Raw genomic sequence first — 12,965 nt, 5'->3', positions numbered from 1 at the left:
GTCCGCCTTATTCCGGACGCTCATACTCTAAGCAAGCGCGTGACGCAGCGCGAGGCTGCCGGCTGGGAGGCCCGAGGTCTTTCCGTGGGGCCGGCCCGCTTGCGGATTCGCACGGCGGGCGATCAGATCCGGCGGGTGAAGGCGACCGCCACGGCGGCGACCAGCAGGACCCCGCCGAGCACGGCGAAGGTGTCGGAGAAGCCCATGATCAGCGACTGCTGCGCCACGAGGTTGCCCAGCAGGATCTCGGCCTGGTGATAGGCCGCGCCGGCGTCCGCCATGCCGCGCTGCATGAAATAGTGCTGCTGCTCGGTGAGGAAGTTGCGCACGGTCTCGCCATAGGGCGTCACCGACTGGCCGATGATGTTGGAATGGAACTGCTCGCGCTTGGTGATGATGGTGGCGAGGATGGCGGTGCCGATGGCGCCGCCCAGGCTGCGCATCATGTTGAACAGGCCCGAGGCCTGGCCGGAAAGCTCCGGCGGCATGCCGGCCATTGTGATGTTGGCGAGCGGCGAGAGCACGACGGCCTGGCCGAGCGCGCGCACGATGTTGGTCACCATCAGCTGGTCGCCGCCGTCGTTGAAGCTCAGATGCGTGTTCATGAAGCAGCTGGTGGCGAAGATGGCGAGGCCGATGATGACGAGGAGCCGCGGCTCGATCCGCTTCATCAGGAACGGCACGAAGGGGATGATGACGAGCTGCGGCAGGCCGACCCAGGCCAGCACCGTGCCGATCTGCTCGGAATTGTAGCCCTGCACCTCGTCGAGATAGGTCGGCAGCACATAGACCGAGCCGAACAGGGCGAAGCCGACGACGGTGTTGGCGATAATGCCGAGGGCGAAGTTGCGCCGCTTCAGCAGCCGCAGCTGGATGGTCGGCTTCTCTATCCTTAGCTGGATCACCAGGAAGATGATGAGGCAGACCGCGGCGATGATGGACAGCCGCACGATCAGCGGCGAGCCGAACCAGTCGTCCTTGTTGCCCTCGTCGAGCACGGTCTGCAGGCAGGCGAGGCCGACGATCATGAAGCCGATGCCCCACCAGTCGCCCTCGCGCAGCAGCTCAAGCCGCATCGGGCTCTTCTCCAGCGTCGGATAGAGCAGGCTCAGCATCACCGCGCCGGGGATGATGTTCACGAAGAACACGTAGGGCCAGCCATATTGCTCGGTGAGATAGCCGCCGATGGTCGGGCCGATGGCCGGGCCGAAAGTGGCGGTGAGCGCGAAGGCGGCGAGGCCGATCGGACGCTGATGCGGCGGCAGCCGGGTCAGCACCACGGTGAAGGCGAGCGGGATGAGGCAGCCGCCGAAGAAGCCCTGGAAGCCGCGCGTCACGATCATCTGGTTGAGGCTGGTGGCGAAGGCGCAGCCCATCGAGAACACCAGGAACATGACGGTCGAGCCCAGGATGAAGCGGCGCAGACCGAACATCCGGGTGAAGTAGTCGGTGAGCGGGATCATGATGATCTCGCCGATGAGGTAGGCGGTGGAGATCCAGGTGCCGTTGTCGGCGCCGGTGCCGATGCCGCCCTCGATCTGCGGCAGCGAGGAATTGGTGATCTGGATGTCCAGCACCGCGATCAGCGCGCCGAGCAGGCAGCCAAACACCGCGACCCAGGTGCGCAGGCTGGCGCCTTCGGGCCTAGCCGGCGCGGCGGCGGAGAGGGTGGCGGCGTCCATGGCTGTGCTCCCTTGGAGCGGGTTTCAAACTTCCTTCAGGCCGTCATCCTGAGGTGCCGCCACAGGCGGCCTCGAAGGATGCTCGCCCGGGTGCGCTGCAACGAGCATCCTTCGAGGCTCCCCCGGATCAAGTCCGGGGTCGCACCTCAGGATGACGGCGTGCCGGGCGGGGCCGAACGACGGTCGGTCCCACGTTCCTCACTTCCCCGCCGTCGCCGGCGGCTCGGCGGCCTGGAGCGCGGGCAGGACCCGGGCGGGCACGTCCTTTGCGGGCACCTGCTCATCCGTGCGGATCGTCGTCTCCACCGACATGCCCGGCCGGATCAGCCCGGCGAGCGGGTCGGTCGGGTCGAGGTCGACGCGCACCGGGATGCGCTGCACGATCTTGGTGAAGTTGCCGGTGGCGTTGTCCGGCGGCAGCAGGGCGAATTCCTGCCCGCTCGCCGGGGCGAGGCTCCTCACGAAGCCGCGTATGGTGACGCCCGGAAAGGTGTCGACCGAGATCGAGACCGGCTGGCCGGCCCTCACATCGGTGAGCTGCGTCTCCTTGTAGTTGGCGATGATGTAGGTCGCCTGCAGCGGCACCACGGCGAGCAGTTCGTTGCCGGGCTCGACGAATTGGCCGACGCGCAGCGTGCGCGCGCCCACCACGCCGTCGACCGGCGCCCGCAGCACCGTGTAGCCGAGATTGAGCCTGGCGGTGTCGAGCGCGGCTTCGTTGTGGCCGAGCGTCGCCTTGGCCTGCGCCAGCTGCGCATCCAGGATGGCGACCTGCTTCTGCGCGGCGTCGAGCGCGGCGGTGTCGTGGGCGAGCGTCGCCTGCGCCTGCGCGATCTGGGAAGCGGTCTGCTGCGCGGTCTCGACCGGGCCGTAGCCGTCCTTGGCCAGCTTCGTGAAGCGCTCGTCATTCTGCTGCGCGAAGGTGAGCGCGGCCTTGTCGGAATCGATCTGCGCCCTCGCCTCGGCGATCACCGCCTGCTGCTCGTCGAGCTGCGCCGCCTGGCTGTCGATCGTCGCCTTGGCCTGGGCGACGTCGGCCGTGGCCTGGTCGACGGCGGCCTGATAGTCGCGCTGGTCGATGACGGCGAGCACGTCGCCCTTACGCACCGGCTGGTTGTCGGTGACGTTGACGGTGGCGAGATAGCCGGAAACCTGCGGCGCGATCGGCACGACGTCCGCCTGCACATAGGCGTCGTCGGTCGTCGTCTCGTACTGCCACAGCGTCCAGTATTCGTAGCCGGCGTAGGCGGCGCCCGCCAGCAGGATGAGAGCCGCGAGCCCTTCAAGCGCGCGCCGGCGCCAAACTGTGCGCGAGGGCGCGGCTGGAGCGGCCGGCGCGGCGGCTTCGGCCGATGGCGGCAGTGGCGGCTGGGCGAGGGGCGGGGCAAGCGGAGGAACGGCCGGCGTCTTCAGGGGCTGGGCATCGAGCTTGTTGGGATTCGTGGAGATGTTCATCGTCGCCTCCACTCCGGTGGCGGGTTATGCCCGACCATGCGCCCGGGTGGGTCAGCGAATATTCCCTTTCTCCACGCCGCTTTCGCAATCGCACCGGCTCACGCGGTGCGCGTCAGGCGGCACTCTCGGCCGCATGGCCGGCGCGGGCGCGGCGCCGGCCGAGCCGGTCGAGATAGAGATAGATCACCGGCGTGGTGTAGAGGGTGAGCAACTGGCTCACGATCAGGCCGCCGACGATGGCGTAGCCGAGCGGCTGGCGCAGCTCCGAGCCGGTGCCGTGGCCGAGCATCAGGGGCACGCCGGCGAGCAGCGCGGCGAAGGTGGTCATCAGGATCGGCCGGAAGCGCAAGAGGCAGGCTTCGCGTATGGCGTCGTGCGGCGACAGGCCCTCGACGCGCTCGCGCTCGATGGCGAAGTCGACGATCATGATGCCGTTCTTCTTCACGATGCCGATGAGCAGGATCACGCCGATCAGGGCGATGATCGAGAAGTCGAAGCCGAACAGCCACAGCATGATCAGCGCGCCGAGGCCGGCGGAGGGCAGCGTCGACAGGATGGTGATCGGGTGGACGTAGCTCTCATAGAGCACGCCGAGGATCACATAGATGACCAGCAGCGCCGCGACCACCAGCAGCGGCTCGCTGGCGAGCGAATCCTGGAACGCCTGCGCATTGCCCTGGAAGGTGCCGACCAGCGTCGCCGGCTTGCCGATCTCGGTCTCCGCCTTGTGGATCGCCGCCACCGCGTCGCCCAGCGCCACGCCCGGCGCGAGGTTGAAGGACAGCGTCACCGAGGGGAACTGCGACTGGTGGTTGATCGACAGGAAGCTGGTCGGCTCGGAGGTCCATTTGGTCAGCACGCTGAGCGGCACCTGCTCGCCGGTAAGCGGCGACTTCACATAGATCTCGTCGAGCGCGTGCGGCGAGGATTGCAGCTCGGGCAGGATCTCCAAGATGACGTGGTAGCTGTTGAGCTGGGTGAAATACTGCGCCACTTGCCGCTGGCCGAAGGCGTCGTAGAGCGCGGCGTCGATGTCGTTCGGCGTGATGCCGAGCCGGGACGCCTGGTCGCGGTCGATGGTCAGCGTCAGCGTGGCGCCGCCATTCTGCTGGTCGGAGGCGAGGCCGGTGAGCTCGGGCAGCGTCTTCAGCTTAGCCAGCATCTTCGGCGCCCAGGTGTTGAGCTCGTCGATGTTGCCGTCCTGCAGCGTGTACTGGAACTGCGTGCGCGAGATGCGCCCGCCGACATTGAGGTCCTGCGAGGCTTGCAGGAACAGCGCCGCGCCCTCCACCTTGGCGAGCTTCTTCTGCAGCCGGTCGATGATCTGGAAGGCCGAGGCGCTGCGCTCGTCGCGCGGCTTCAGCGTGATGAAGAAGCGCCCGTTGTTGACGCTCTGCCCGCCGCCCGAGCCCACCGCCATGCCGACGGTGGCGACGTCCGGATCGGCCGAGACGATCCTCCCGAGCTCGAGCTGGTGCTTGACCATGTCGGGGAAGGAGACGTCCTGCGCCGCCTCGGAGATGCCGACGATGAGGCCGGTGTCCTGCAAGGGGAAGAAGCCCTTGGGGATGTAGTAGAACAGCGTGCCGGTGGCGATGAGCGCGGCGAAGAAGCTTGCCAGTGTGATCCGACGGTGGTCGAGCGCGAGGTCGAGCGTGACGCGGTAGCCGGCGAGCAGCGCGTCGAAGCCGCGCTCGGAGAGGCGGTAGAGCCGCCCGTGCTTCTCCTCGACCTTGGCTTTCAGGAACAGCGCGCACATGGTCGGGGTCAGCGTCAGCGACACGAAGGCGGACGCGGCGATGGTGATGGTGACGGTGACGGCGAATTCCTGGAACAGCTTGCCGACCAGCCCGCCCATGAGCAGCAGCGGGATGAACACCGCCACCAGCGACAGGCTGATCGACAGGATGGTGAAGCCGATCTCTGCCGAGCCGTCGAGCGCCGCCTGCAAGGGCGTCTTGCCCATCTCCAGATGCCGCTCGATGTTCTCCAGCATGACGATGGCGTCGTCGACGACGAAGCCGACGGCGATGGAGAGCCCCATCAGCGACAGGTTGTCGAGGCTGTAGCCGAAGGCATACATCGCCGCGAAGGTGCCGATGACGGCGAGCGGCACGGCGACGGACGGGATCAGCGTCGCCCACAGGCTGCGCAGGAAGACGAAGATCACCGCCACCACCAGGAACACGGTGATGACCAGCGTCGTCTCCACATCCATCACCGAGGCGCGGATGGTGGTGGTGCGGTCGCTGAGCACCTGCAGGTCGACGCCGGCCGGCGCGGTGGCGAGCAGCGAGGGAAGCTGCGCCTTGATGTCGTCGACGGTGGAGATGACATTGGCGCCGGGCAGCTTGAATACCGCCAGGATGATCGCCTGCTGCCCGTTGGCCCAGGCGGCGAGCTGGTCGTTCTCCGGCGCGTCGACCGCGGTGCCGACGTCGCGCACGCGCACCGGCGCACCGTTGCGGAAGGCGAGGATGGCGTCGCGCCAGGGCTTGGCCGAGGTGAGCTGGTCGTTGTCGTAGATGGTGAAGGTGCGGTGCGTGCCGTTCACGATGCCCTTGGGATTGTTCACCGTGAGGTTGACGATGGCCTGGCGCACGTCTTCCAGCCCCAGGCCGAGATTGGCGACCTTGGCCGGATCGACCTGGATGCGCACGGAAGGCTTCTGCTGGCCGAACACCAGCACCTGGCCGACGCCGCCGATCTGGCTGACGTGCTGCTCCAATATGTTCTCGGCGTAGTCGTCGACCTGGGTGATCGGCAGCGTGTGCGAGGTCAGCGCCAGCACGAGGATCGGCGGGTCGGAGGGGTTCACCTCGCGATAGGTCGGCGGCGAGGGCAGGTCGGTCGGCAATTGGCCGCCGGCGGCGTTGATCGCCGTCTGCACGAGCTGCGCGGCGGCGTTGATGTCCATATTCAGGTTGAACTGAAGGGTGATCGACGAATTGCCCAGCGTCGACACCGAGGTCATCTGCGACAGGCCGGGAATCTCGCCGAACTGCCGCTCCAGCGGCTGCGTCACCGAGGAGGCGATGATCTCCGGGCTGGCGCCGGGCAGCTGGGTGGAGACCTGGAGCGTCGGGAAGTCGACCTCCGGCAGCGGCGCCACCGGCAGGCGCGGGAAGCAGGCGACGCCGAGCACGAACAGCCCCGCCATCAGCAGCGACGTGCCGATCGGGTGGCGGATGAACCATGAGGAGAGCGACGCCCGCGGCGCCGCCGGGACATGGCTCTCGGCGGGCGCCTCGGGCGGGACCGGCGATGACGACATGATCAGCTTCCCGCCGCCCCCGGCTGTTCGGCGACCTTAGTGCCCGGCGCGAGGCGATACTGGCCACGCGTCACCACGCGCGTGCCTGCGTCGAGGCCGCTGTCGACGACGGCGACCTCGTCGGAGACCTGGCCCACCTTCACGGGCGCTGCGCTCACCTTGTCGTTCGGCCCGACGACGAAGACATAGTCGCCGTCGGGGCCGCGCTGGATCGCGTCGGAGGGCACGGTGACGACGCCCGACAGCGTCTTCACCCGCACCTCGACGTCGACGAACTGGCCCGGCCAGAGCTTGTCGGTCTTGTTGGGGAAGACGGATTTCAGCTTGAGCGTGCCGCTCTGCGGGTCGATCTGGTTGTCGATCAGTTCGACCGTGCCGACGTCGAGCACCGTGCCGTCGTCGCGCGAGACCGCCTGCGCCTCCACCGTCCCGGTGGCGAGCGCCACGCGGATCGCCGGCACGTCGCGCTGCGGCAGGGTGGAGATGACGCTGATCGGGTGGATCTGGTTGATCACCACCAGCCCGCCCGGATCGGTGGCATGGATGATGTTGCCCTGATCGACGAGGCGCAGCCCGGCGCGGCCCTCGATCGGCGAGGTGATCTGCGTATAGGAGAGCTGCGTCGCCGCGGAATCGATCATCGCCTTGTCCTGGGCGATCTGCGCATTGGTCTGGTCGACCGTGCTGCTCTCATTGTCGATCATCTGCTGGCTGGCGAAGGCGTCCTTGCCCAGCCGCGTGTCGCGGCTGAGGTTGAGCTTGTCGTTCTCCAGCGCGGCCTGGTCCTGCGCGAGCTTGGCCTTGGACTGGTCGAGCGTCGCCTGGAACACGCGCGGGTCGATGACCGCGAGCAGCGCGCCCTTCTTGATGTCCTGTCCTTCCTTGAACAGCACCTGCTGTAATTCGCCGTCGACGCGCGAGCGCACGGTCACGGTGTTGTAGGGCTCAACCGTGCCGATGCCGGTGAGATAGACCGGCACGTCGGAGCGGGCGGCCAGCACCGTCTGTACCGGCACCGCCGGTGGCGCCGGGGCCGGGAGGGCCTCGGAACGCTCGACGCGCCAGACCTGATAGCCGGCGCCGCCGAGCGTGGCGAAGAGGATGGCGAAGGAGGCGAGACGCAGGGCCGACGTTCTCTTCCGCGAACTTATCTTGGGCGAACTCATCTTGGACATGGGGCGTACACCCGAAAGACGCATGTTCGGCGCGGCGACCGGCGGAATTTCCGCGCAGGCCGGCCTTTACGGAGTTGTCGTCGATGTTGCGCTTTCGGGGGCCGAGGGTCTTTCCGGATCGCCCCACCCTTGCCGGAGCGCCGCGCCGTGAGGCTCCAGGTGGCACTTTGGACGTGCGCATACGAAGGTATGGGCCCCCCAAACTAATCATCGGTAGGTCCAAACCCACGTAGAATGGTGCCAAACAGCCCGCCCGTTACTCTGACCTCATCGCTAGCCGATGTCTGGATGCACCGAGTGATACGGGCGACTGACGGAATAGCTGCCGGGACCCACCCCTCCCCCCGGCGCATGTTGCGACAGACGACCATCGCGTGCCGGAGTTTCCAGCGGCTCTCTTTTTTCGAGGACCACGGAGTCCAGGCCATGTCGATCCATGTTTCGCCTTTCGCCGCCAGCTTCGCGCCGCGCCGCGGCACTCAGGTTTCCTCTTCCTATCCGCTCGCCGTGGCGGCTCCGCTCGCTGCCGACACGCCCGATGACGGCTTCTCGGTGCGGCTCGGCCACATGGGCGTCGTCGTCGCCATCAGCGCCCCGAACGCCGCGTCTCCCGCGGCCGAGGCGAGCGACACCATCCGCCTCGAAGTCGAGGCGGAAGGCTTCCGCCGCTGCGCCGATCTTTTCGCCGGCGGCCGCAGCGAAGCTTCCGACGGCAGCGATCCGGTGGTCCGCCGGCTGTCCCGCGCGCTGGAAGCGGCGGAACATGACGGACGCGAATTCGGCGGCCTCTATGCCGATGCCCTGCGGCTCGCCATCGTCACCCGCCTGCTGAGCACCCCGGCGCCGACCGACGGCGAGACGGGCTGCCCCCCGGCTGCCGAGACCCGGCTGGGCCACTCGCCCTTCGGCCGCCTCGATCCGGCCCCGGTGGAAGAGCCCGCCACGCCTTCGCGCCGCCCGAAGTCGGGCCTGCCCAAGTGGCGGTTCAAGCGCGTCGCCGCCTATATCGACGAGAATCTCGGCGAGAGCATCACGCTTGCCGAGATGGCCCAGGCGGCCGGCCTGAGCCGCATGCACTTCGCCGCCCAGTTCCGCATCGCCACCGGCGTGCGCCCGCACGAATATCTGCTGCGCCGGCGCATCGAACGGGCCCAGGCGATGCTGCTCGAGACCCGCGACCCGCTGGTGGAGATCGCTCTGGCGGTCGGCTTCCAGACCCAGGCCCACTTCACCACCGTGTTCCGTCGCTTCGTCGGCGACACCCCCTATCAGTGGCGCTGCGCCAACCGCGTCCGCAACTGAGCGACCCGTCTCCCTTCCCCCGAGGGGCTCCTCCCCTGAGCCCACCTTGACCCCGGCCTCCCCCAGGCCGGGGTCTTTTTCTTTGTCGCCGGAGAGTTGGCGACATTCCCCTTTCCCCTCATGGCCGGGCTTGACCCGGCCACCCAGACTTTGACCGGGGAGCAGGCGGAAAGCCCGGGTCCCCGGGTCAAGCCCGGGGATGAGGGAAAGAGGGGAAGGTCCGCCCCGTGGAGCGGACCTCGGATTCACTGCGCCGGATCGCTCGCCACGGCGGCAACCTCGCGCTCGCGCCGGCCATTTCCGGGCCGCAGGCTCGCCATGCTGCCGAACACGCCGTCGCGGAAGACGAAGCCATGGGCGAGGGCGGCGGCGAGATGGACGAGGAAGACCGCGAACAGCGTCAGCGCCAGCACGGTGTGGGCGCCGCGCAGTGCGGCATAGACCATGTCGTTCTGCGGCAGGATCGGCGGCAGCTGCAGCGTCCCGTAGAGGATGATCGGATAGCGCGCTGCCGACAGCATCGCCCAGCCGACCAGCGGCACGGCGAACATCAGCGCATAGAGCAGGAGATGCGAGGCATGCGCGGCGAGGCGCATGTAGCCGGGCATGCCGTCCGGCAGCGGCGGGGGCGGGTCGACGAGCCGGTTGATCAGCCGCACGGCCACCAGCGCCAGAATGGCGATGCCGAGCGGGCGGTGGATCGACAGCAGCCAATGATAGTCGGCTAATGAGCTCATCATGCCGATGCCGATGAACAGCATGGCGAGGATCATGACGGCCATCAGCCAGTGGAGCAGGCGGGAAAAGGCGGGGAAACGCTGCTGGGTCATGGTCAGCTGCCTTTCTGCGTGCCGGATGCCGGCGCGTCGGGAATCTGCGTGTCAGGGATCTGGACCTGGCTCGGCGTCTTCGCTTCGCCGGCCCGGCGGGTGAAGGAGGTGGAATAGGTGGCCGAGCGCGCGCTCAGGAGCGGGTCGTCGGAAGGGGCGATGCCATCGGGCAGCACCAGCGGGTCGTAATTGATGTCGCGGCAATTGCCGGGTGCCTCGGCCTCGACGTGGTCGAGGGTGAGGGTGCCGACATCGACCTGCGCGCGCTCCGCCGGCCACGGTTTTGTCGCGTCGTCGGTCGGGTCGCCCGGCTGGCCGATGGTGAAGACGAGCCGGTATTGCAGCGGCTTCTCTTCGACGCGTGCGATCAGCGCGTCGAACAGGTAGTTCGGATTGGTGTCCGGCGCCGGATCGGACGGCTCGGCCACGAAGGGATCGACCGCCACCAGCGCCCAGCGCACCGGCGTCGAGGCGCCGGCCGCATTCACCATCTGGAAGGCGTTGATGCTGTTGTAGCTCGCATTGGCGAAGCCGGTGGCGAAGGGCCGGGCGCGGATCAGCCCGAGCGCCGTGGCGCTCTCGGGATGGGCGGCGAGGAAGGCCTGGAGGCGCGCGGCATCCGGCTTGCCGGTCGCCGGATCGGGCGCGGAGGCCTGCATGAACTCGTAGAAGCTCTCCGGCGTGCGGACCGGGAAGTTCGGGATGTCGATCATCCCGCTGCGCCATTCCTCGCCGCCCGGCGGACGCAGGCTTATGGCGAGGCTGCGTACCTCGGTCTCGTTGTCGGGCATGAAGGGCTTGCCGATCGCCATGGCGAAGCGGCCGACGACCGGCACGCTGCCCGGCGCGAACACCGCCGCGCGCGAGAACTTCGCGCCGGCGCCGTTGCTGGCGAAGCTGCCGGTGGCGCAGACGCCCTTGGCATGGTTGCGGCGGAAGCCGGGATGCACGCCGTTGAGCGCCTGGAAGCGGTCGATGATGCGTGCCTGGGTGAGTTCGCCCGGCGTCAGGTACCCGCCGGTATAGGCGAAGGCGCCGGCGACGCCCGCCAGTATCAGGCCGGTGGCGCCAAACCCGGCAAGAGCGCGCCCGCCGATCGGCCACAGCCGGTAGCGCGCGCCGGGACTGTGCCCGTCGGTGTCGTGATCTTTCATCCGCTCCAACTCCCTCGGTTGCGGCGAGCCGGGCGGACGGCAGGGCGGCGCCCGGTCCTCGATCATGCTGACCAGTGGTCGGCGCGAAGATGATCGGGCGGATCGCGGCGGCGTATACCGAGTTCGAACGGATCACGCGCATGTCGCACGGAGCGGGGCGGCAATGACGCCGACGTGATCGAATAGCGTTGTGCGTCAAGCTATTATCCGAAGAAACCCACAAAGCGGGAGATGACGCTAGGTAATCGCTACTCCGATACGAAGGTTTCGTCCGCGCGAACGCTCATATGGGCCGAGGATATCTCAATAGGATTTATAGCCGTCGGCCCCGGGCGGACCATCAGGCCGAGTTCAACGCATCCCGGCCCGCCCGTTTGCTGAGCGGCGCCCCGTCCGGACGAGCATCATGCTGAACACCACCGAATCCATCTCCGCCGTCCCGCACTCCTTCATCAGCACCGCGCCGCGCCGCGCCGCGGAACGCCCGCATCCGGCGGGTCTCCTCTCGCTCGCCACCGCCGTGCCGCCGCACCGCATCGACCAGACGGAAGCGGCCGAGGCCATGCACCACATCTTTGCCGACATCTTCGCCAACTCGGCGACCATGTCCGGCGTCTTCGCCTCCACCGGCATCCGCCACCGCTACGCCGCCCGCCCGCTCGACTGGTATCTGCGGCCGCTCGGCTGGCCGGAGCGCACCGAGGTCTATGCCGAGGAAGGAACACGCCTTTTCATCGAGGTGGCGAACAAGGCGCTGGACGCCGCCGGCGTGACGCCGGGCGAGGTCGACGCCGTGGTCTTCGTCTCCTCCAGCGGCATCGCCACGCCGAGCCTCGACGCGGTGGTCCACAAGCAGATGGGCTTCCGCGCCGACATCGAGCGCGTGCCGGTGTTCGGCCTCGGCTGCGCCGGCGGCGTGACCGGGCTTGCCGTGGCGAGCCGGATCGCCGAGGCGCGGCCGGGCTCGACCGTGCTCATGGTCACGGTCGAGCTCTCCACCCTCTCCTTCCGGCTCGACCGGCCGGACAAGGCGAGCCTGATCTCCTCCGCCCTGTTCGGCGACGGCGCGGCGGCCTGCGTGCTGCGCTCGGGCGAGACCGGCCTCGCGGTGATCGAGGGCGCCGGCGAGCATCTGTGGCCGGACACGCTCGGCATCATGGGCTGGAGCATCGATCCGGTCGGCTTCGGCGTCATATTGGTGCCGGACGTGCCGAGCTTCGCCGCCACAAACCTGCGCCCGGCGGTGGAGGGCATCCTCGGCCGCATCGGGCTAAGTGTCGAGGATATCGGGCGTTTCGTCTGCCATCCCGGCGGCACCAAGGTGGTCGCGGCGATCGAGCGCTCGTTCAGCCTGCCGCAGGGCTCGCTCGATCACGAGCGCGGCGTGCTGGCCGATTACGGCAACATGTCCGCCCCGACCGTGCTGTTCATCCTCGATCGGGTGCTGAAGGAAGGGTTGCCGGAACGGGCGACGCTGGTCTCGATGGGGCCGGGCTTCACCGCCTCCTGCGTCTCGCTGGCGCGGGCCGCGTGAGGCGACAGCGCTGGTGACCGAAATGGTGACATTCGCGACGACAGCGGTGGCATTGCCGGTGACACCAGTGGTGGCATTCCTGGTGCTCGGCTTCGTCACCCTGCAACGGCTCTCGGAACTGGTGGTGGCGCGGCGCAACACGTCGCGTCTCCTCGCCGCCGGCGGCCATGAGGTCGGGGCCGGGCATTATCCGGTGATGGTCGCGCTGCACGCTGCCTGGCTCGCCGGGCTGTGGCTGCTCGCCCCCGGCCGGCCGATCGACACGATCGCGCTCGTCGCCTATTTCCTCGTCCAGCCGCTGCGGCTGTGGATCCTCATGACGCTGGGCGGGCGCTGGACCACGCGCATCATTGTGCTGCCCGGCGCGCCGCTGGTGGAAAGCGGTCCCTACCGCTTCCTCTCGCACCCGAACTACGTCGTCGTGGTCGCCGAGATCGCGCTGCTGCCGCTCGCCTTCCACCTCTACTGGTACGCGCTCGCCTTCTCGCTGGCGAACGCCGTGCTGCTCACCGTGCGCGTCCGCGCGGAAAACGCCGCGCTGGCCCGCGCGACATCTTAA

Annotated in this window: 9 protein-coding genes; 3 read left to right on the top strand and 6 right to left on the bottom strand. The window is 68.3% G+C overall.

Annotation, left to right across the window (positions count from 1 at the left end; genetic code table 11):
* Window positions 1–122: 122 nt before the first annotated feature.
* The 4 genes from SNOV_RS18665 to SNOV_RS18650 form a co-directional block, all read right to left on the bottom strand.
* A complete protein-coding gene (locus tag SNOV_RS18665; RefSeq protein WP_013168526.1) occupies window positions 123–1,682 on the bottom strand; it encodes a DHA2 family efflux MFS transporter permease subunit in 1,560 nt (519 codons plus the stop codon).
* A gap of 198 nt (window positions 1,683–1,880) precedes the next feature.
* Window positions 1,881–3,137, bottom strand: a complete 1,257-nt coding sequence (locus SNOV_RS18660; protein WP_013168525.1) for an HlyD family secretion protein — start codon at window positions 3,135–3,137, stop codon at window positions 1,881–1,883.
* Between the two features lie 112 nt (window positions 3,138–3,249).
* Window positions 3,250–6,411: an efflux RND transporter permease subunit gene (locus tag SNOV_RS18655; RefSeq protein ID WP_013168524.1), complete on the bottom strand. Its 3,162-nt coding sequence runs from the start codon at window positions 6,409–6,411 to the stop codon at window positions 3,250–3,252.
* Window positions 6,412–6,413: 2 nt separating this feature from the next.
* Window positions 6,414–7,586 (bottom strand): efflux RND transporter periplasmic adaptor subunit, encoded by a 1,173-nt coding sequence (locus SNOV_RS18650; protein ID WP_013168523.1) that lies wholly within the window; start codon window positions 7,584–7,586, stop codon window positions 6,414–6,416.
* A gap of 426 nt (window positions 7,587–8,012) precedes the next feature.
* Here SNOV_RS18650 and SNOV_RS18645 point away from each other — a divergent pair, with 426 nt between their 5' ends.
* Window positions 8,013–8,888, top strand: a complete 876-nt coding sequence (locus tag SNOV_RS18645) for a helix-turn-helix domain-containing protein (protein ID WP_013168522.1) — start codon at window positions 8,013–8,015, stop codon at window positions 8,886–8,888.
* A 245-nt stretch (window positions 8,889–9,133) separates the two neighbouring features.
* On the opposite strand, the gene SNOV_RS18640 is transcribed toward SNOV_RS18645, so the two are convergent.
* Together SNOV_RS18640 and SNOV_RS18635 are read right to left on the bottom strand one after the other, a co-directional pair.
* A complete protein-coding gene (locus SNOV_RS18640) occupies window positions 9,134–9,718 on the bottom strand; it encodes a cytochrome b (RefSeq protein ID WP_013168521.1) in 585 nt (194 codons plus the stop codon).
* Window positions 9,719–9,720: 2 nt separating this feature from the next.
* Entirely contained in the window at window positions 9,721–10,872 is a 1,152-nt protein-coding gene (locus SNOV_RS18635; protein WP_013168520.1) for a catalase family peroxidase, read from the bottom strand.
* A 406-nt stretch (window positions 10,873–11,278) separates the two neighbouring features.
* Here SNOV_RS18635 and SNOV_RS18630 point away from each other — a divergent pair, with 406 nt between their 5' ends.
* Both SNOV_RS18630 and SNOV_RS18625 read left to right on the top strand, forming a co-directional pair.
* Window positions 11,279–12,406 (top strand): type III polyketide synthase, encoded by a 1,128-nt coding sequence (locus SNOV_RS18630; RefSeq protein WP_013168519.1) that lies wholly within the window; start codon window positions 11,279–11,281, stop codon window positions 12,404–12,406.
* Between the two features lie 22 nt (window positions 12,407–12,428).
* A complete protein-coding gene (locus tag SNOV_RS18625) occupies window positions 12,429–12,965 on the top strand; it encodes an isoprenylcysteine carboxyl methyltransferase family protein (RefSeq protein ID WP_013168518.1) in 537 nt (178 codons plus the stop codon).

Source organism: Ancylobacter novellus DSM 506 (assembly GCF_000092925.1).
Lineage (GTDB): Bacteria > Pseudomonadota > Alphaproteobacteria > Rhizobiales > Xanthobacteraceae > Ancylobacter > Ancylobacter novellus.
Note: the sequence above shows the minus strand (reverse complement) of the source record. Positions and strands in the feature narration are given on the sequence as shown.

Coding starts and splice junctions, on each gene's coding strand:
- SNOV_RS18665 (WP_013168526.1), bottom strand. CDS start 1,682: ATGGACGCCGCCACCCTCTCCGCCGCCGCGCCGGCTAGGCCCGAAGGC.
- SNOV_RS18660 (WP_013168525.1), bottom strand. CDS start 3,137: ATGAACATCTCCACGAATCCCAACAAGCTCGATGCCCAGCCCCTGAAG.
- SNOV_RS18625 (WP_013168518.1), top strand. CDS start 12,429: ATGGTGACATTCGCGACGACAGCGGTGGCATTGCCGGTGACACCAGTG.
- SNOV_RS18640 (WP_013168521.1), bottom strand. CDS start 9,718: ATGACCCAGCAGCGTTTCCCCGCCTTTTCCCGCCTGCTCCACTGGCTG.
- SNOV_RS18650 (WP_013168523.1), bottom strand. CDS start 7,586: ATGTCCAAGATGAGTTCGCCCAAGATAAGTTCGCGGAAGAGAACGTCG.
- SNOV_RS18645 (WP_013168522.1), top strand. CDS start 8,013: ATGTCGATCCATGTTTCGCCTTTCGCCGCCAGCTTCGCGCCGCGCCGC.
- SNOV_RS18655 (WP_013168524.1), bottom strand. CDS start 6,411: ATGTCGTCATCGCCGGTCCCGCCCGAGGCGCCCGCCGAGAGCCATGTC.
- SNOV_RS18630 (WP_013168519.1), top strand. CDS start 11,279: ATGCTGAACACCACCGAATCCATCTCCGCCGTCCCGCACTCCTTCATC.
- SNOV_RS18635 (WP_013168520.1), bottom strand. CDS start 10,872: ATGAAAGATCACGACACCGACGGGCACAGTCCCGGCGCGCGCTACCGG.